The organism is Streptomyces sp. O3, from assembly GCF_054788135.1.
In genome coordinates this window covers 27,289-44,117 of record NZ_JBTVYK010000001.1, presented here as the reverse complement: position 1 = coordinate 44,117, position 16,829 = coordinate 27,289, and the positions used below count along the sequence as shown (strand labels likewise).

Below are 16,829 nucleotides of genomic sequence, written 5' to 3'. Positions count from 1 at the left end.
CCACTTTATCGACAGGATCTACAACGGAGTGACGTAGGCCCCGGCGATGCCGCCGTCGACCAGGAAGTCGGTGGCGTTGACGAAGGAGGAGTCGTCGCTGGCGAGGAAGGCGACCGCGGCCGCGATCTCCTCGGCGTCGGCGAACCGTCCGGCCGGGATGTGCACCAGACGCCGCGCGGCCCGCTCCGGGTCCTTGGCGAACAGCTCCTGGAGGAGAGGGGTGTTCACCGGGCCGGGGCAGAGCGCGTTGACCCGGATGCCCTCGCGGGCGAACTGCACGCCCAGTTCACGGGACATGGCCAGCACGCCGCCTTTGGACGCGGTGTACGAGATCTGCGATGTGGCCGCGCCCATGACGGCCACGAAGGAGGCGGTGTTGATGATGGAGCCGCGGCCCTGGCGTCGCATATAGGGGATGGCGGCCTTGCAGCATAGGTACACGGAGGTGAGGTTGACGTCCTGGACGCGCTTCCACGCCTCGAGGCCGGTGTCCAGGATGGAGTCGTCGTCGGGCGGTGAGATCCCGGCGTTGTTGAAGGCGACGTCCACGCTGCCGTAGGTGTCGTACGCCGCCTTGAACAGGGCGTCGACCTGCTCGGCGTCGGTGACGTCGACCCGTACGAAGGCGCCGCCGACCTCGTCGGCGGCGGCCTTGCCCGCGCTCTCGTCGATGTCCCCGCAGACCACATGGGCCCCCTCGGAGGCCAGGCGACGGGCGGCGGCCAGGCCGATGCCGCTGCCCGCGCCGGTGATGACGGCGGTACGGCCCACCAGGCGGCGGCAGATGTTCTCGGTGTCGGTGTTGCCGGTCATGGTCCTCAGGCCTCCGTGCTGATGAAGACGTTCTTGGTTTCGGTGAAGGCGGTCAGGGCGTCCGGGCCCAGTTCACGGCCGAGACCGGACTGGCGGTAACCGCCGAACGGGGTCCAGTACCGGACGCTGCTGTGGGAGTTGACGGACAGGTTCCCGGCCGCGACGGCGCGCGCGACGCGGATCGCCCGGCCCGAGTCGCGGGTCCACAGGGAGCCGGAGAGGCCGTACTCGGTGGCGTTGGCGAGCCGTACGGCGTCGGCCTCGTCGTCGAAGGGCAGCACCACGGCGACCGGTCCGAAGACCTCGTCGACGGCGACGCGCGCGTGGGGTTCGACGGCGGTCAGCACGGTGGGCGGGAACCAGAAGCCGGGGCCTTCGGGCGCGCTGCCGGTGATCGCCTCGGCGTCGCCGGGGATGTAGGACCGTACCCGCTCCAGCTGGGCCCTGGAGATCAGCGGGCCCATCTGGGTCTTGTCGTCCGCCGGGTCGCCGACGGCCACCGACTCGACCGCGGGGGCGAGGAGTTCCAGGAAGCGGTCGTAGACCGGGCGCTGGACGAGGATGCGGGTGCGGGCGCAGCAGTCCTGTCCGGCGTTGTCCAGGAACGACATGGGAGTGGCGGCCGCCGCGGCGTCGAGGTCGGCGTCGGCGAAGACGATGTTCGGGCTCTTGCCGCCGAGTTCGAGGGTGACTCGCTTCACCCGGTCGGCGCACTTGGCCATGATCCGCTTGCCGACACCGGTCGATCCGGTGAACACGATCTTGGCGACGCCGGGGTGTTCGACCAGGGCGTTTCCGGCGGTGTCGCCCGCGCCGGGCAGCACCTGGAAGAGGTGTTCGGGAAGGCCCGCGGTGAGGGCGAGTTCGGCCAGGCGCAGCGCGGTGAGCGGGGTGGTCTCGGCGGGTTTGAGGAGTACGGCGTTGCCCGCGGCGAGGGCGGGGGCGGTCCCCCAGGCGGCGATCGGCATGGGGAAGTTCCAGGGCGCGATGACGCCGACGACGCCGAGGGGTTCGAGGAAGGTGACGTTCAGGCCGCCGGGCACCGGGATCTGGCGGCCGTTGAGGCGTTCCACTCCCCCGGCCGCGTAGTCCAGGAGGTCGCGGACGTTGCCCGCCTCCCAGCGGGCGTTGCCCAGGGTGTGGCCCGCCTCCCGGACTTCGAGGCGGGCGAGTTCCTCGATGTGGTCGTCTACGGCCGCGGCGAAGCGGCGCAGTAGCCGGGCCCGGTCGGCGGGGGGCAGGGCCGCCCACTTCAGCTGCGCGGCGGCGGCCCGTGCGACGGCGGCGTCGGCCTCGGCGGGGGTGGTCGCCGGGACGGTCGCGATGACCTCCTCGGTCGCGGGGTTGAGCACCTGGTGCTCGTGCTGCTCGGACGGGTGGGGCTGCTCGGACGGGTGGGGCTGCTGGTGCTGGTGCTGCGGATCGGACACGTCGGGCCTCACATGCGTTCAAAGGAGCGGCGAAGCTCCCAGTCGGTCACCGCGGCGTCGAAGGCGTCCAGTTCGACCCGCGCCATGTTGCGGTAGTGCGCGACCACGTCGGCGCCGAAGGCGGCCTTGGCGACGGGGCTGTTCTCCCAGAGTTCGGCGGCCTCGCGCAGGGTGGTGGGGACATGCTCGTACTCGGCGGTGTAGGCGTTGCCGTCGCAGGGCTCGGGGAGTTCGAGCCGCTGCTCGATCCCGTACAGGCCCGCCGCGACCAGTCCGGCGACGGCCAGGTGCGGGTTGACGTCGCCGCCGGGCAGCCGGTTCTCGAAGCGCAGGGAGCGGCCGTGGCCGACGACGCGCAGCGCACAGGTGCGGTTGTCGTGGCCCCAGGCGACGGCGGTCGGGGCGAAGGAGCCCGGCTGGAAGCGCTTGTAGGAGTTGATGTGGGGGGCGTAGAGGAGGGAGAAGTCGCGCAGCGCGGCGAGCTGCCCGGCGAGGAAGTGCCGCATGACGGGGGACATGCCGCCGGGTCCGTCGCCCGCCATGACGTTGACGCCGCTGGCGTCGGCGAGCGAGAGATGGATATGGCAGGAGTTGCCCTCGCGCTCGTCGTACTTGGCCATGAAGGTGAGCGAGACGCCTTCCTGGGCCGCGATCTCCTTGGCGCCGGTCTTGTAGACGGCGTGCTGGTCGCAGGTGACCAGCGCCTCGTCGTACTTGAAGGCGATCTCGTGCTGGCCGGGGTTGCACTCGCCCTTGGCGGACTCGACGGTCAGGCCCGCGGCGGCCATCTCGTTGCGGATCCGGCGCAGCAGCGGCTCGATCCGGCCGGTGCCGAGCACGGAATAGTCGATGTTGTACTGGTTGGCCGGGGTCAGGCCGCGGTAGTCGCGGTCCCAGGCCTGCTCGTAGGTGTCCTTGAAGACGATGAACTCCAGCTCGGTGCCGACCCACGCGGTGAAGCCGTGTTCGGCGAGGCGTTCCAGCTGGCGGCGGAGGATCTGCCGGGGTGCGGCGACGACCGGGGAGCCGTCGCCCCAGGCGAGGTCGGCGATGAGCATCGCGGTGCCCTCGTTCCAGGGGACGCGGCGCAGAGTGTCCGGGTCGGGGCGCATGGCGAAGTCGCCGTAGCCACGGTCCCAGGAGGACATCTCGTAGCCGTCGACGGTGTTCATCTCGGCGTCGACGGCGAGCAGGTAGTTGCAGCCCTCGGTGCCGTGCTCCAGGACCTCGTCGAGGAAGAACGGCGCGGCGAACCGCTTGCCCTGCAACCGCCCTTGCATATCGGGGAAGGCCAGGACGACAGTGTCGATCTCACCGCTGGCGACGAGGGCGCGCAGTTCCTCGATCCCGAGCGGGGGTGTGCGGTCAGCCACGGGATTCTCCTCCTTCGGGCTTCGGGAGTCTTAAGGTATGGGTGGTGACCATTGATTGGGAAGGGGGAACCGCGACATGCCACGAACCGGTGACGACGACCGGCCGGCGGAGGACCGGCTGACACCGGTGCTGCGCCCCGTGCGTGCGGGCAACGGCTTCGAGGAGGCGCTGGAGCAGATCCTCCAGGTCCTGCGCCTCGGGCTCGTCCCCCACGGCGAGCGGCTGCCCGCCGAGCGGGAACTGGCGGACCGGCTGCGGATCAGCCGGGTCACGCTGCGCGAGGTGCTGAAGGTGCTCCAGGACCAGGGGCTGGTGGAGAGCCGACGCGGCCGGTACGGCGGCACGTTCGTACGCGAGAGGCCGCAGCCGCCGGGCGACGGCGAGCTGCGGCGGCGGGTCGCGGCGGTGGACGTCGAGGACGTGCTGCGCTTCCGCGAGGTCCTGGAGGTCGGCGCGGCCGGGCTCTGCGCGGCGGACGGGCTGGACGGGGAGCGGGCCGACCGGCTGCGCGCGGCGCTCGCCGCGACCCACGACGCCCCGTTGACCGAGTACCGCAGGCTCGACACGCTGCTGCATCTCACGCTCGCCGAGCTGTCCGGGTCGGCCACGCTGACGGCCCAGTACGCCGCCGTACGGGCGCGGGTGAACGACCTGCTGGACGGCATCCCGATCCTGGTGCGGAACCTGGAGCACTCGCAGCAGCAGCACACCGCGCTCGTCGAGGCGGTGCTCGACGGCGACGCGGACGGCGCGCGCGAGGTGATGCGCGAGCACTGCGCGGGCACGGCCGCGCTGCTGCGGGGGTTCCTGACCTGACGCCCACGCGGCCGCCGTCGGGCCCACGGCCGCCACCGGGCCCACGGCCGCCTCCAGGCCGCATCCGTAACAGTCGTTTAACGCACAGGTCTTGCGCTGCCGCCGACGCGCCCGCAAAGGTGTGGCCCCACACCTTTGCCCCGAGACAGGAGCGCTCCATGGCCGAGGGCACCGAATCGCGTACCCCACCAGCCGCCACCGCCCAGGGCGGCTTCGACGAGGACCGCTATCTCCAGCGGCGCACCCTGCGCCGGGGCAGCGCGGGCTGGCTGCTGCTCACCGGCCTCGGCGTCGCCTATGTGGTCTCCGGCGACTTCTCCGGCTGGAACATCGGCCTGTCGGAGGGCGGGTTCGGCGGGCTCGCCGTCGCCATGCTCCTGATGGGCGCGATGTACGCCTGCCTGGTCTTCGCCCTCGCCGAGCTCTCCGCGATCCTGCCCACCGCGGGCGGCGGCTACGGCTTCGCCCGGCGCGCGCTCGGCACCTGGGGCGGCTTCCTCACCGGCACCGCGATCCTCATCGAGTACATCCTCGCGCCCGCCGCGATCTCCATCTTCATCGGCGACTACATCGAGTCGCTCAACCTCTTCGGGCTGACCTCCAGCTGGCCGGTCTACCTCGGCTGCTTCGCCGTCTTCATCGGCATCCACCTGTGGGGCGTGGGCGAGGCGCTGCGGTTCAGCCTGGTGGTGACCGCCGTCGCGGTGGCCGCGCTGCTGATCTTCGCGGTCGGGGCGCTCACCGAGTTCAGCGCGGACGGCCTGAACGACATCCCGGTCGACGCCGAGGCCTTCGGCGCCAACTCCTGGCTTCCCATGGGGTTGCTGGGCATCTGGGCGGCGTTCCCGTTCGGCATGTGGTTCTTCCTGGGCGTCGAGGGGGTGCCGCTGGCCGCCGAGGAGGCCAAGGACCCGGTGCGCTCGATGCCGAGGGCACTGTCGATCGCCATGGGCGTCCTCGTCCTGCTCGCGCTGGTCACCTTCTTCGCGGCGACCGGGGCGCACGGCGCGGACTCGATCAAGGAGGCGGGCAACCCGCTGGTCGTCGCGCTCCAGGGCGACGGCGAGCCGACGGCGCTGTCCCGCTTCGTCAACTACGCGGGGCTCGCCGGTCTCGTCGCCTCCTTCTTCTCCCTGATCTACGCCGGGTCGCGGCAGCTGTTCGCGCTCTCCCGCGCGGGCTATCTGCCCCGGTTCCTGTCCCTGACGAGCGGCCGCAAGGCCCCGTACCTGGGCCTGGTCATCCCCGGCGCGATCGGTTTCGGGCTCGCCGCGGGGACCGGCGACGGCGGGCGGATGCTCAACATGGCGGTGTTCGGCGCGACGATCTCGTACGCGATGATGGCGCTGTCGCATATCGTGCTGCGCCGCCGCGAGCCCGGACTGCACCGGCCGTACCGGACGCCGGGCGGCGTCGCCACCTCGTCGGTCGCCTTCGCGCTCGCGCTGTCCGCGCTGGTGGCGACCTTCCTGGTAGACCAGACGGCGGCGTTCATCGCGCTCGGCGTCTACGCGATCGCCCTCGCCTATTTCGCCTTCTACAGTCGGCATCGGCTGGTCGCTACGGCGCCCGAGGAGGAGTTCGCGGCGCTGGCCGAGGCCGAGGCCGAGCTCGAACGTGACTGACCCCGTGACGACCGGAGGAGACCGAGCCGTGTCCAAGCCGCTCATCGGCATCAGTACCTACCTGGAGGCGTCGGCCAGGTGGGGAGTGTGGGACCTGCCCGCCACGCTGCTGCCCGCCGGTTACTCCCGGCTCGTCCAGGCGGCCGGCGGACTCGCCGCGATGCTGCCGCCCGACGACCCGGACCAGGCCGCCCAGGTGGTGGCGCGCCTGGACGGGCTGGTCATCGCGGGCGGACCCGACGTCGAGCCCGTACGGTACGGGGCCGAGCCCGACCCGCGTACCGGACCGCCCGCCCGCGAGCGCGACGCCTGGGAACTGGCCCTGATCGAGGCCGCGCTGGCGTCGGGGACGCCGCTGCTCGGCATCTGCCGGGGGATGCAGCTGCTGAACGTGGCGCTCGGCGGGACGCTGGCGCAGCATCTGGCCGGGCACACGGCGGGGGTCGGCGTGTTCGGCGCGCACGCGGTGAAACCGGTGCCGGGGACGCGGTACGCGTCCGTCGTGCCCGCGGAGACGTCCGTGCCGACATACCACCACCAGGCGGTGGACCGGCTCGGCCGGGGCCTGGTGCCGTCCGCGTACGCCGCCGACGGCACGGTGGAGGCCGTGGAACTCCCCGGCGACGGCTGGGTCCTGGGCGTCCAGTGGCACCCGGAGATGGGCGAGGACGTACGGGTGATGCGGGCGCTGGTCCAGGCGTCGGAAGCTCGCCGGGCGGGCTGAAAGATCTCAGCCCGTCCGGCGATTGAGGACATCCTTTTCGCCGTCCGCAGGACTTTCGGGAAGGGGCGGGGTGGGGGATCAAGTCCTGACCGCGCCACCGACGCCGGTCAGCCGACCCCCCGCCGCGTCAGCGACAGCAGGTCGCGGGCCGGGCCCGTGGGCCGGTGGCCCGTCGTCCACACGGCCCGCAGATCGCGCCGCAACCCCACCCCCCGAACCGGCACCTGCACCAGCCGCCCCGCCGCCACCTCGTCCCCCACCGCCAGCTCGCTCAGCACGGACGGCCCCGCCCCGCTCACCACCGCCGCCTTCACCGCCGTGGTGGAGGACAGTTCGAGCAGCGGCCTGACCAGGCCCCCGTCCTCCGCGAGCGCCGCGTCCAGGACCTGCCTCGTGCCCGAGCCCCGCTCCCGCAGGATCAGCGGCGTCGCCGTGAGCTCGGCCGGGCCGAGCGGCGCCCGCCGCTTGGCCCACGCGTGCCCCGGAGCCACCACGACGACCAGGCTGTCCCGCGCGATCACGGCCCCGCTGAGCCCGCCGGGCACATCGAGCCCCTCCACGAACCCGAGGTCCGCCTCACCGGCGAGCACCTGCTCGGCGACCGCCACGGAGTTCCCGGCCAGCAACGACACCGCGGTGTCCGGCCGTTCGCGGCGCAGCGCGATCAGCCACCCCGGCAGCAGATACTCGGCGATCGTCATGCTCGCGGCGACCCGCAGCCGGGAGTCCCGGCGGTCCCGCAGCGCCTGCGCCCCGACGTCGAAGGCCTCAGCCGCCTCCACGATCCGCCGCGCCCAGTCGGTGACCAGCACCCCGGTGTCGGTCAGCCGCGATCCGCGGGGCGACCGGTCCACCAGGGCGACCCCCAGCTGCCGCTCCATCGCCCGCACCCGGCTGCTCGCCGCGGGCTGGCTGATCCCCAGCTCCCGTGCCGCCCGCCCCAGGCTGCCCAGCCGCGCGACGGCGAGCAGCAGCTGCAACGCGCCCAGCTCGGGCACCCGGTGGGGCAGCCCCGCGGCCACGTCGCCCGCACCCGCAGCGCTCGCTGCTGCACCCGCCGCGCCCGCCGCGTTCGCCGCACCCGCCTCACTCGTACTCATAACCCCAGCTTATGCCCTGATAGAGAGAAGCCCCCTGGTGAGGGGCGGGTACGCCGCGGACCCTTGAGCCATGGCCACGTCCGCGCACCCACACCCCCTGACCACGCCCGCACCCGCGGTCGCGCCCGTCCCCCGCTACTCCGCACGGCTGCGGCACCTGGGCCCCAACTGGTACGCCGCGGTCATGGGCACCGCGATCGTCGCCACGGCGGGCAGCGCCCTGCCGACGCCGATACCGCGCGCGGCGGCCGTCGCGGTCTGGGCGCTGTCCGCGCTGGCGCTGGCCGCCTTGCTCACCGCCCGCGCGGGACACTGGCTGCACCATCGCGACCAGGCCCGCGCCCACCTCCTGGACCCCGCCGTCGCCCCGTTCTACGGCTGCCTGGCGATGGCGCTGCTCGCGGTCGGCGGCGGCACGCTCAGCGTCGGCCGGGACCTGATCGGCGCGCGGGCCGCGCTCGCCGCGGACGCCGTGCTGTTCACCGCCGGCACCCTGACCGGGCTGCTGGCCGCCGCCGCGATCCCGTATCTGATGGTGACCCGGCACACGATCGACGCCGGTACCGCGACCCCTGTGTGGCTGCTGCCCGTCGTCGCCCCCATGGTGTCCGCCGCGCAGGGCCCCCTGCTGCTGCCCCACCTGCCCGCCGGACAGTGGCGCGAGGCCATGCTGCTGGGCGGTTACGCGCTGTTCGGCCTGAGTCTGCTGGCCACGCTGGTCATGCTGCCGCTGGTGTTCGGCCGCCTGGTGCGGTACGGGCCGCTGCCGCTCGCCCTCACGCCGAGCCTGTTCCTGGTCCTGGGCCCCCTGGGGCAGTCGACGACCGCGGTCAACGCGCTGGCCGATGTGGCGCCGGGCGCGGTCGCCCCGGCGTACGCCTCCGCCTTCGGGGCCTTCGCGGTCGTGTACGGGGTGCCGGTGCTGGGGTTCGCGCTGCTGTGGCTGGCGCTGGCGGGCGCGCTGGCGGTGCGCGCGTGGCGGCGCGGGATGCGGTTCGCGATGACCTGGTGGGCCTTCACCTTCCCGGTGGGCACCTGCGTGACGGGCGCGGCGGGGCTGGCGCGGCACACCGGCCTGGACGCCTACGGCTGGCTGGCGGCTGCGCTGTTCGGCTTCCTGGCGGCGGCCTGGGCGGTGGCCGGATTCCACACGCTGCGCGGGCTGTTCAGCGGTGCGCTGCCCGCAGCGCCGCGCTGAGCCGGGCGGGTGCGGCCGCCAGCGAGGGCCCGTACCAGGTCAGCATCCGGCCGTCGACGAGGGCGGCGGGCACGCCGGGGAAGGCCTCGGGCCCGTCGTCGGGCGTGAAGCGGTACGGCTCGTCGGGCAGCACGACCAGATCGGGTCCGGCCGCGCGCAACTCGGCCGCGGGGACGCGCGGATAGCGCTCCGGATGATCCGCGTAGAGGTTGTCGACGCCGAGGCGGGCCAGCAGGTCACCGGCGAAGGTGTCCCTGCCGAGCACCATCCAGGGCCGCCGCCAGACCGGTACGACGGCCCGCGGCCTCCCGCTCGCCCGGTCGGCCGGCCGCAGCGGCGGCGGCGCGCGCCAGGCCCGCTCGGCGTCGGCCAGCCAGCCGGGACGGGGCAGACGGCAGCCCCGTACGAGAACCCGGTCCAGCTCGCGGAACGCGTCGGGCAGCGTGCGGACCTCGGTGACCATGACGTCGAGCCCGGCGGCGCGCAGGGCGGCCAGGTCCGGCTCGCGGTTCTCCTCCTCGTTGGCGATCACCAGGTCGGGGGCGAGCGCGATGATCCGGGGCACGTCGGGATTCTTGGTGCCCCGGACCCGTACGACGCCCCGCTCGTCGAGATCCGCCGGGTGGCTGCACCAGTCCGTGGCCCCGACCAGCAGTCCGGGCGCGCTGACGGCGACCGCCTCGGTCAGCGAGGGCACCAGGGACACCACGCGCATCCGGCCGCTACTCCGGCTCGGCCTTGATGTGCTCGGCCACCGCCACCAGCAGCACGCGCGTGTCGGGCACGGCCGACCGCCAGCGGTGCCGTACACCGCCGGACAGGAACAGCGTGTCGCCGCGGGCGAGCCGGTAGGCCCTGCCCTCGGCCTCCACTTCGACGGCGCCCTCGGCCACGTACAGCATTTCGTCGTTACGGTGCTGGAACTCGCGGCCCGCGTCGTGCTCGCCGACGAACTCCACGGCGTGCAGCTGATGCTGACCGCGCACCAGCTGCCGGGTGCGCGACGCGCCGAGCGGCTCCGCGGCCGCGCGTACCACCTCGACCGTGCGCTCCGCCTCGGCGGCGCACAGCAGTTCGGCGGCGGTCGTGCCGAGCGCGTCCGCGACCCGCTCCAGGGATGTGCGGCTGGGCCGGGCGCGTTCGTTCTCGACCTGGCTCAGGAACGGCACCGAGAGGCCGCTGCGCCGGGCGACCGTGGCGAGCGTCAGGCTCAGCGACCTGCGCCTGCGGCGGATGGCCACACCGACCCGGACGGATTCCTTGTCGCCCATGCTCCGGCCCCCCTCTGTCCGTGCGTTCGCCGTATCGGTCCCGGTCTGTGAAACCCCTGCGCTAGGCACCTTACGCAAGGCGCGGCGTCCCCGCCCCGCCAACCGCTCTCCCGCGTGAAGCGCCCGGTACGCGGGTGCGGTGCGCGGGGCCGGTGCACGGGGCCGGTGCACGGGTGTCCGTACACAGGCGAAGGTAGCGCCCCGCTGTCAGTGCCGTGCGGCAAGATGCCTGATGTGACACACCACAAGACGCGATCCACGACACAAGCGACGACCCAGCCAAGTCGAGGGGCCGCCCAGCCGACTCGACGGCTCATGCTCCTGGACACGGCATCGCTCTACTACCGGGCGTACTTCGGGGTCCCCGACTCCGTACGGGCCCCGGACGGCACCCCGGTCAACGCCGTGCGCGGACTGCTCGACTTCATCGCCCGCCTGGTGCAGGACCACCGCCCGGACGACCTGGTGGCGTGCATGGACGCGGACTGGCGGCCGCACTGGCGGGTCAAGCTGATCCCGTCCTACAAGGCCCACCGGGTCGCCGAAGAGTCCGCCGATGGGCCGGACACCGAGGAGACCCCGGACACCCTCTCGCCTCAGGTGCCCGTCATCGAGGAGGTGCTCGACGCACTCGGGATCGCCCGGATCGGCGCCGCGGGCTACGAGGCGGACGACGTGATCGGCACGCTGACCGCGCGCGCCACGGGCCCGGTCGACATCGTCACCGGCGACCGCGACCTCTATCAGCTGGTGGACGACGCGCGCGGCGTCCGCGTGCTGTACCCGCTCAAGGGGGTCGGCACGCTCCAGCTCACCGACGAGGCGGTGCTCCGCGAGAAGTACGCCGTGGACGGCCGCGGCTATGTGGATCTGGCCCTGCTGCGCGGCGACCCGAGCGACGGACTGCCGGGCGTCCCCGGCATCGGCGACAAGACGGCCGCGAAGCTGCTCGCGCAGTACGGGGACCTGGCCGGGATCATGGCCGCGGTCGACGACCCCAAGTCGAAGCTCACCCCGGCGCAGCGCAGACGCCTGGACGAGTCGCGGGCGTATGTCGCCGTGGCGCCGAAGGTGGTCCGGGTGGCCACCGACGTCCCGGTGCCGGACCTCGACGTCGCGCTGCCCCGCGAGGCGCGGCACCCGGCCGCGCTGGACGCGCTCGCCGCGCGCTGGGGCCTGGGCGGAGCCCTGACCCGTCTGCTCAACGCGCTGCGCGCCTAAGGCACCCCTTAAGCCGAGATGTTAGCTTAGGTTTACCTAAGTCAGTCGTCGATCGGCGACCGTCGGCCAGGGGAGGCATCCGTGACAGCACGTCCGGCAGCGCGTCCGGCAGCACGCAGCGCAGCGCGCACCGCAGCACCGAAGACCCACCGCGCGGAGGTGATACGCGGCGAGCAGCTCACTCCGAGCATGCGGCGCGTGGTGCTCGGCGGCGACGGCCTGGCCGACTTCGCCACGGGCGACTGCACCGACCACTACGTCAAGCTGCTGTTCCCGGCGGACGGGGTGGCCTACCCCGAGCCCTTCGACATCCAGCGGATCCGCGCCGACCTGCCGCGCGAGCAGTGGCCCGCCCAGCGCACCTACACGGTCCGCGCCTGGGACCCCGTGCGGCGGGAGCTGACCCTGGACTTCGTCGTGCACGGCGACGCGGGCCTCGCCGGACCGTGGGCCGCGCGGGCGCGGCCCGGCGACGTACTGCACCTGCTGGGCCCCGGCGGCGGCTACGCCCCGAGCGCCGACGCCGACTGGCATCTGCTGGCCGGTGACGAGAGCGCGCTGCCCGCCATCGCCGCCTCGCTTGAGCGGCTTCCCGCGGGCGCCACGGCGCACGCCTTCGTGGAGGTCGCGGGCCCCGCCGACGAGCAGCCGGTCAGCACCCCCGATGGCGTCCGGATCAGCTGGCTGCACCGCGGCGACCGCCCGGTGGGCGCGGCCCTGACGGAAGCCGTGCGGAACCTGCGCTTCCCCGCGGGCGACGTGCAGGCCTTCGTCCACGGCGAGGCCGGGGCCGTGAAGGAACTCCGCAGATATCTGCGCGTCGAGCGCGCCGTGCCGCGCGAGCGGCTGTCGATCTCCGGCTACTGGCGGCTCGGCCATAACGAGGACGGCTGGCAGGCCTCCAAGCGCGACTGGAACGCACAGGTGGAGGCGGAACAGGAGCCCGCCAGCGCGGCGGCCTAGGCCCTGTCACCGCCTTCCCGCCGTCCGCCCGGAGGGCGGGGACGCGTGCATGGCGTAGCGGGTCCGGGGAGATCAGGGGAGACAGGGCATAGGCCCTGTCGTCGCCTTCCGGGCGGGCGGCGGGGAGTACGCCGACGGGGCCGGGCGGCCTGCTGAGCCGGTGCCGCCGTGCGCCTCGTACGCTGGCGGGGTGCCCCGACGTAAGCCCCGCATCCCGCCCTCGCCGCTGCCCCAGCGGCACGGCATCGACCCGGTCCGCCTGCGGCTGCCCCTCGACGGCGCCTGGGCGACCGTACGGGACCACCTCGCCGACCGGCTGCCGGTGGACCCGGCGGCGGTGGACGCGCTGGTGCGCGGCGGGGATGTGGTCACGGTGGACGGGCCCGTCACTCCGGACACCCCGTACCAGGCGGGCGCGCACGTCTGGTTCCACCGCGAGCTGCCCGCCGAGGCGCCGGTGCCGTTCGCGATCGACGTGGTGTACCAGGACGCGCGGCTGGTCGTCGCCGACAAGCCGCACTTCCTGGCCACCACGCCGCGCGGCCGCCATGTCACCGAGACCGCGCTCGCCTGGCTGCGCCGGGATCTCGGCCTGCCCGAGCTCAGCCCCGCGCACCGCCTCGACCGGCTCACCGCGGGCCTGGTGATGTTCACCGTGCGGCCCGCCGACCGCGGCGCGTACCAGTCGCTGTTCCGCGACCGGCTAGTGCGCAAGGAGTACGAGGCGATCGCCCCGCACTCCCCCGCGCTCGCCCTGCCGGTCTCGGTCCGCAGCCGGATCGAGAAAGTACGGGGCCGGATCGACGCGTACGAGATTCCGGGCGAGCCGAACGCCGAGAGCCGCGTCGAACTGCTCGAACACCGCACGGGCCTGGGCCGGTACCGGCTGCTGCCCCGCACCGGCCGGACCCACCAGCTACGGGTGCACATGAACGCGCTCGGCGTCCCGATCCTCGGCGACCCCGTCTATCCCGAAGTCACCGAGCCCGCCCCGGACGACTTCGGCCGCCCCCTGCAACTGCTGGCCCGCGCGCTGGAGTTCACCGACCCCCTCACCGGCCGCGCCCACCGCTTCACCAGCCGCCGCACGCTGACGGCCTGGACCGCCCCCGACGAGTGGCGATCCCGACCGCCCGGCTAGGCCCCTCCGTCTCTCCGCTCTCCGCGGATCTCTGCGGATCAGCCCGCGCCCGGTGCGCCAGCGGCTGATGTCGCGGTGGCGTGCCAGGCGCGGCCCTCGTACTGGACGTGCTCGGGTCTGTGCCCGGTGCGGCGGGAGTGCGCCCGCCGGACGAGGGGGGACCAGGCCCCGCCCGGCGGCCGGGCACACACACGCGCGCCGCAGGGCGTGTGCGGCCTGAGCCAACCGGGCCGAGGCCACCGACGACGCCACCGCCGTCCGCTGGCCGAGGCCAGCTTGCCCAGGCCCAGCCGCCCGCGCCGCGGCGGCCACCCGCCCGGCCTCAGCCGACCGACGAGTACGCCACCACGCCCCGGCGCAGCGCGTCCACCGCTCTGCGGGCGCTCTTCGCGACCGTGCTGCCGTCGGCGGGGGCGGCCGCGGCGATCTGCCCGAGCACGTCGATCACCTGCTTGCACCAGCGCACGAAGTCGCCCGCGGGCATCTCGGCCTCGCGCAGCACCTCGTCGAGCCCCTTGCCCGAGGCCCACATATACGCGGCCCAGGCGAACCCGAGGTCGGGCTCGCGCTGCCCGACCCCCTCGGCCTGGTTGATCTTGAACTCGTCTTCCAGGGCGTCAAGACGCCCCCAGATCCGCACCATCTCGCCGAGCGCCGTCTTCGCCCCGCCCGCGGGCAGCTTCGGCGCCAGCGCGTCGTCCGAGACCCTGGCCTCGTAGACCAACGCCGAGACGCAGGCGGCCAGTTCGGCGGGGCCCAGCCCCTCCCACACGCCGTCCCGCAGGCATTCGCTGGCCAGCAGGTCCAGTTCGCCGTACAGCCGGGCGAGCCGCCTGCCGTGCTCGGTGACCTCGTCGCCCCGCAGGTAGTCGAGTTCGGTGAGCAGGGCGACGATCCGGTCGAAGGTGCGGGCGATGGTGTTCGTCCGCCCCTCGATGCGCCGCTCCAGGTGCTTGGTGTCGCGCTGCAGCCGGTGGTACCGCTCGGCCCAGCGCGCGTGGTCCTCGCGCTCGTCGCAACCGTGGCAGGGGTGCGCCCGCAGCTCCGCGCGCAGCTGGGCGAGCTGCCGGTCGTCGGCGGCGGCCGAGCGCCCGCGCCGGTGCTTCTCGGGCCGCAGGTGTCCCGCCTTGGTCCGCAGCGCGGACGCCAGGTCGCGCCGCGACTGCGGCGAGCGCGGGTTGAACGACTTCGGGACGCGCATCCGCTCCAGCGGCTCCACCGGCACGGGGAAGTCCATCGACGCGAGCCGCTTCACCTGCCGCCCGGCGGTCAGCACCATCGGGCGCGGACCGTCGGCGTGCTCCAAGCCGCGGTGGCCGTTGGACCGCCCGGCGGGCAGCCCCGGATCCAGGACCAGCGCGAGACCCGCGTACTTCCCGGTCGGCACATGGATCACATCGCCCGGCTTGAGCTTCTCCAGCGCGGCGGCGGCCTCGGCCCTGCGCTGCACCGCGCCCGCCTTGGCCAGCTCCGTCTCGCGGTCCTTCAGTTCGCGGCGCAGCCGCGCGTACTCCTCGAAGTCCCCGAGGTGGCAGGTCATGGCGGCCTGGTAGCCCTCCAGGCCCTCTTCGTTGCGCTGTACCTGCCGGGAGATCCCGACCACCGACCGGTCGGCCTGGAACTGCGCGAAGGAGGTCTCCAGGAGCTCGCGGGAACGGTGCCGCCCGAACTGGTGCACCAGGTTCACGGCCATGTTGTACGAGGGCCGGAAGCTGGAGCGCAGCGGGTAGGTCCGGGTCCCGGCGAGCCCGGCCAGCGCCTCGGGGTTCATGCCGCGCTGCCAGAGCACGACGGCGTGCCCCTCGACGTCGATGCCGCGCCGCCCGGCGCGCCCGGTCAGCTGGGTGTACTCGCCGGGCGTGATGTCCGCGTGCTGCTCGCCGTTCCACTTGACGAGCTTCTCCAGCACCACGCTGCGCGCGGGCATGTTGATGCCCAGGGCGAGGGTCTCGGTGGCGAACACCGCCTTGACCAGGCCCTGGACGAACAGTTCCTCGACGACCTCCTTGAAGGTCGGCAGCATGCCCGCGTGGTGGGCGGCGATGCCGCGCTCCAGGCCCTCCAGCCACTCGTAGTAGCCCAGGACGTGCAGGTCCTCATGGGGAATGGCGGCCGTGCGCTCTTCGACCAGGTCGCGTACGCGCTGGCGTGCGTCCTCGTCGTTCAGCCGCAGCCCCGCGTACAGGCACTGCTGTACGGCGGCCTCGCATCCGGCCCGGCTGAAGATGAAGGTGATCGCGGGCAGCAGCCCTTCGGAGTCGAGCCGCTCGATCACCTCGGGGCGGCCCGGAGTCCAGATCCTGGAGCGCTGCCGCCGCTCGCGCTCGCGGTCGGCCTCGCGCAGGTTCTTGCCGCGTCTGCGGTCCCGTCCGAAGGTCTGGCGGCTGGCCTCCATGCGGGCCATCCGCTCCAGATCGGGGTTGACGGCGCGCTTGGCGGACGCCGAGTCCTCCTCGAAGAGGTCGTACATCCGACGGCCCGCCAGCACATGCTGGAAGAGCGGGACGGGCCGGTGCTCGGAGACGATCACCTCGGTGTGTCCGCGCACGGTGTCCAGCCAGTCGCCGAACTCCTCGGCGTTGGACACCGTGGCCGACAGGGACACCAGGGTCACCGACTCCTGGAGGTGAATGATCACTTCCTCCCAGACGGCGCCCCGGAAGCGGTCCGAGAGGTAGTGCACCTCGTCCATGACCACGTACCCGAGGCCGAGCAGCGTCTGGGAGCCCGCGTAGAGCATGTTCCGCAGCACCTCGGTGGTCATCACGACCACCGGGGCGTCGGCGTTGACGCTGTTGTCCCCGGTGAGCAGGCCGACCTTGTCGGCGCCGTACCGCCGGGTCAGGTCCGCGTACTTCTGGTTGGAGAGCGCCTTGATGGGGGTGGTGTAGAAGCACTTCTTGCCCTGCTGGAGGGCGAGGTGCACGGCGAACTCGCCGACGATCGTCTTGCCGGAGCCGGTCGGGGCGGCCACCAGCACGCCCTTGCCCGCTTCCAGCGCCTGGCAGGCCTCTATCTGGAAGGGGTCGAGACCGAATTCGTACATCTCGCGGAAGGACGCGAGCGCGGTGGCCTGCTCGGCGGCCCGCCTACGGGCTGCCGCGTATCGCTCGGCCGGTGAGAGGTCCTCTGTCATCTTGTTCTTGAGCCTAC

The 16,829-nt window shown here is 73.3% G+C and carries 14 protein-coding genes; 7 read left to right on the top strand and 7 right to left on the bottom strand.

Annotation, left to right across the window (positions count from 1 at the left end):
• Positions 1 to 18: 18 nt before the first annotated feature.
• Genes ACX6XY_RS00210 through ACX6XY_RS00200 form a run of 3 tightly spaced genes read right to left on the bottom strand, consistent with a single transcriptional unit; the run spans position 19 to position 3,616 of the window.
• The gene (locus ACX6XY_RS00210) at positions 19 to 813 is read right to left on the bottom strand and encodes a 3-oxoacyl-ACP reductase (protein WP_460324924.1); all 795 of its coding nucleotides are present in this window, start codon (positions 811 to 813) and stop codon (positions 19 to 21) included.
• Between the two features lie 5 nt (positions 814 to 818).
• The gene (locus tag ACX6XY_RS00205) at positions 819 to 2,243 is read right to left on the bottom strand and encodes an aldehyde dehydrogenase family protein (protein WP_460324921.1); all 1,425 of its coding nucleotides are present in this window, start codon (positions 2,241 to 2,243) and stop codon (positions 819 to 821) included.
• 8 nt (positions 2,244 to 2,251) lie between these two features.
• The gene (locus tag ACX6XY_RS00200) at positions 2,252 to 3,616 is read right to left on the bottom strand and encodes a glutamine synthetase family protein (RefSeq protein WP_460324918.1); all 1,365 of its coding nucleotides are present in this window, start codon (positions 3,614 to 3,616) and stop codon (positions 2,252 to 2,254) included.
• A 76-nt stretch (positions 3,617 to 3,692) separates the two neighbouring features.
• Between ACX6XY_RS00200 and ACX6XY_RS00195 the strand changes: the two genes are divergently transcribed.
• The 3 genes from ACX6XY_RS00195 (at position 3,693) to ACX6XY_RS00185 (ending at position 6,782) form a co-directional block, all read left to right on the top strand.
• Entirely contained in the window at positions 3,693 to 4,433 is a 741-nt protein-coding gene (locus tag ACX6XY_RS00195; protein WP_460324915.1) for a FadR/GntR family transcriptional regulator, read from the top strand.
• A 158-nt stretch (positions 4,434 to 4,591) separates the two neighbouring features.
• Entirely contained in the window at positions 4,592 to 6,058 is a 1,467-nt protein-coding gene (gene eat, locus ACX6XY_RS00190) for an ethanolamine permease (RefSeq protein WP_460324912.1), read from the top strand.
• 28 nt (positions 6,059 to 6,086) lie between these two features.
• Positions 6,087 to 6,782 carry a gamma-glutamyl-gamma-aminobutyrate hydrolase family protein gene (locus ACX6XY_RS00185; protein ID WP_460324909.1) on the top strand — a complete coding sequence of 232 codons (696 nt, stop codon included), beginning with the start codon at positions 6,087 to 6,089 and terminating at the stop codon, positions 6,780 to 6,782.
• Positions 6,783 to 6,889: 107 nt separating this feature from the next.
• Here ACX6XY_RS00185 and ACX6XY_RS00180 read toward each other — a convergent pair whose 3' ends face one another.
• Positions 6,890 to 7,882 (bottom strand): LysR family transcriptional regulator, encoded by a 993-nt coding sequence (locus tag ACX6XY_RS00180; protein WP_460324906.1) that lies wholly within the window; start codon positions 7,880 to 7,882, stop codon positions 6,890 to 6,892.
• Positions 7,883 to 7,952: 70 nt separating this feature from the next.
• Here ACX6XY_RS00180 and ACX6XY_RS00175 point away from each other — a divergent pair, with 70 nt between their 5' ends.
• Entirely contained in the window at positions 7,953 to 9,080 is a 1,128-nt protein-coding gene (locus ACX6XY_RS00175) for a TDT family transporter (protein ID WP_460324903.1), read from the top strand.
• On the opposite strand, the gene ACX6XY_RS00170 is transcribed toward ACX6XY_RS00175, so the two are convergent.
• Both ACX6XY_RS00170 and ACX6XY_RS00165 read right to left on the bottom strand, forming a co-directional pair.
• On the bottom strand, positions 9,049 to 9,795 hold the full coding sequence (locus tag ACX6XY_RS00170) for a helical backbone metal receptor (protein WP_460324900.1): 747 nt from the start codon (positions 9,793 to 9,795) through the stop codon (positions 9,049 to 9,051). The two genes, ACX6XY_RS00175 and ACX6XY_RS00170, sit on opposite strands and share 32 nt — an antisense overlap.
• A gap of 7 nt (positions 9,796 to 9,802) precedes the next feature.
• Positions 9,803 to 10,351 carry a helix-turn-helix domain-containing protein gene (locus tag ACX6XY_RS00165; RefSeq protein ID WP_460324897.1) on the bottom strand — a complete coding sequence of 183 codons (549 nt, stop codon included), beginning with the start codon at positions 10,349 to 10,351 and terminating at the stop codon, positions 9,803 to 9,805.
• Positions 10,352 to 10,666: 315 nt separating this feature from the next.
• On the opposite strand from ACX6XY_RS00165, the gene ACX6XY_RS00160 reads away from it, so the two are divergent.
• The 3 genes from ACX6XY_RS00160 to ACX6XY_RS00150 all read left to right on the top strand — a co-directional run bounded on the left by ACX6XY_RS00160 (position 10,667) and on the right by ACX6XY_RS00150 (position 13,676).
• On the top strand, positions 10,667 to 11,572 hold the full coding sequence (locus ACX6XY_RS00160; RefSeq protein ID WP_460324894.1) for a 5'-3' exonuclease: 906 nt from the start codon (positions 10,667 to 10,669) through the stop codon (positions 11,570 to 11,572).
• An 81-nt stretch (positions 11,573 to 11,653) separates the two neighbouring features.
• Entirely contained in the window at positions 11,654 to 12,535 is an 882-nt protein-coding gene (locus ACX6XY_RS00155) for a siderophore-interacting protein (RefSeq protein WP_460324891.1), read from the top strand.
• Between the two features lie 190 nt (positions 12,536 to 12,725).
• On the top strand, positions 12,726 to 13,676 hold the full coding sequence (locus tag ACX6XY_RS00150; protein WP_460324888.1) for a pseudouridine synthase: 951 nt from the start codon (positions 12,726 to 12,728) through the stop codon (positions 13,674 to 13,676).
• Between the two features lie 322 nt (positions 13,677 to 13,998).
• Here the strand turns inward: ACX6XY_RS00150 and ACX6XY_RS00145 are convergent, their stop codons facing one another.
• On the bottom strand, positions 13,999 to 16,812 hold the full coding sequence (locus ACX6XY_RS00145; protein WP_460324885.1) for a DEAD/DEAH box helicase: 2,814 nt from the start codon (positions 16,810 to 16,812) through the stop codon (positions 13,999 to 14,001).
• Positions 16,813 to 16,829: the final 17 nt, after the last annotated feature.

Coding starts and splice junctions, on each gene's coding strand:
- ACX6XY_RS00210 (WP_460324924.1), bottom strand. CDS start 813: ATGACCGGCAACACCGACACCGAGAACATCTGCCGCCGCCTGGTGGGC.
- ACX6XY_RS00195 (WP_460324915.1), top strand. CDS start 3,693: ATGCCACGAACCGGTGACGACGACCGGCCGGCGGAGGACCGGCTGACA.
- eat (WP_460324912.1), top strand. CDS start 4,592: ATGGCCGAGGGCACCGAATCGCGTACCCCACCAGCCGCCACCGCCCAG.
- ACX6XY_RS00180 (WP_460324906.1), bottom strand. CDS start 7,882: ATGAGTACGAGTGAGGCGGGTGCGGCGAACGCGGCGGGCGCGGCGGGT.
- ACX6XY_RS00175 (WP_460324903.1), top strand. CDS start 7,953: ATGGCCACGTCCGCGCACCCACACCCCCTGACCACGCCCGCACCCGCG.
- ACX6XY_RS00170 (WP_460324900.1), bottom strand. CDS start 9,795: ATGCGCGTGGTGTCCCTGGTGCCCTCGCTGACCGAGGCGGTCGCCGTC.
- ACX6XY_RS00165 (WP_460324897.1), bottom strand. CDS start 10,351: ATGGGCGACAAGGAATCCGTCCGGGTCGGTGTGGCCATCCGCCGCAGG.
- ACX6XY_RS00160 (WP_460324894.1), top strand. CDS start 10,667: ATGCTCCTGGACACGGCATCGCTCTACTACCGGGCGTACTTCGGGGTC.
- ACX6XY_RS00145 (WP_460324885.1), bottom strand. CDS start 16,812: ATGACAGAGGACCTCTCACCGGCCGAGCGATACGCGGCAGCCCGTAGG.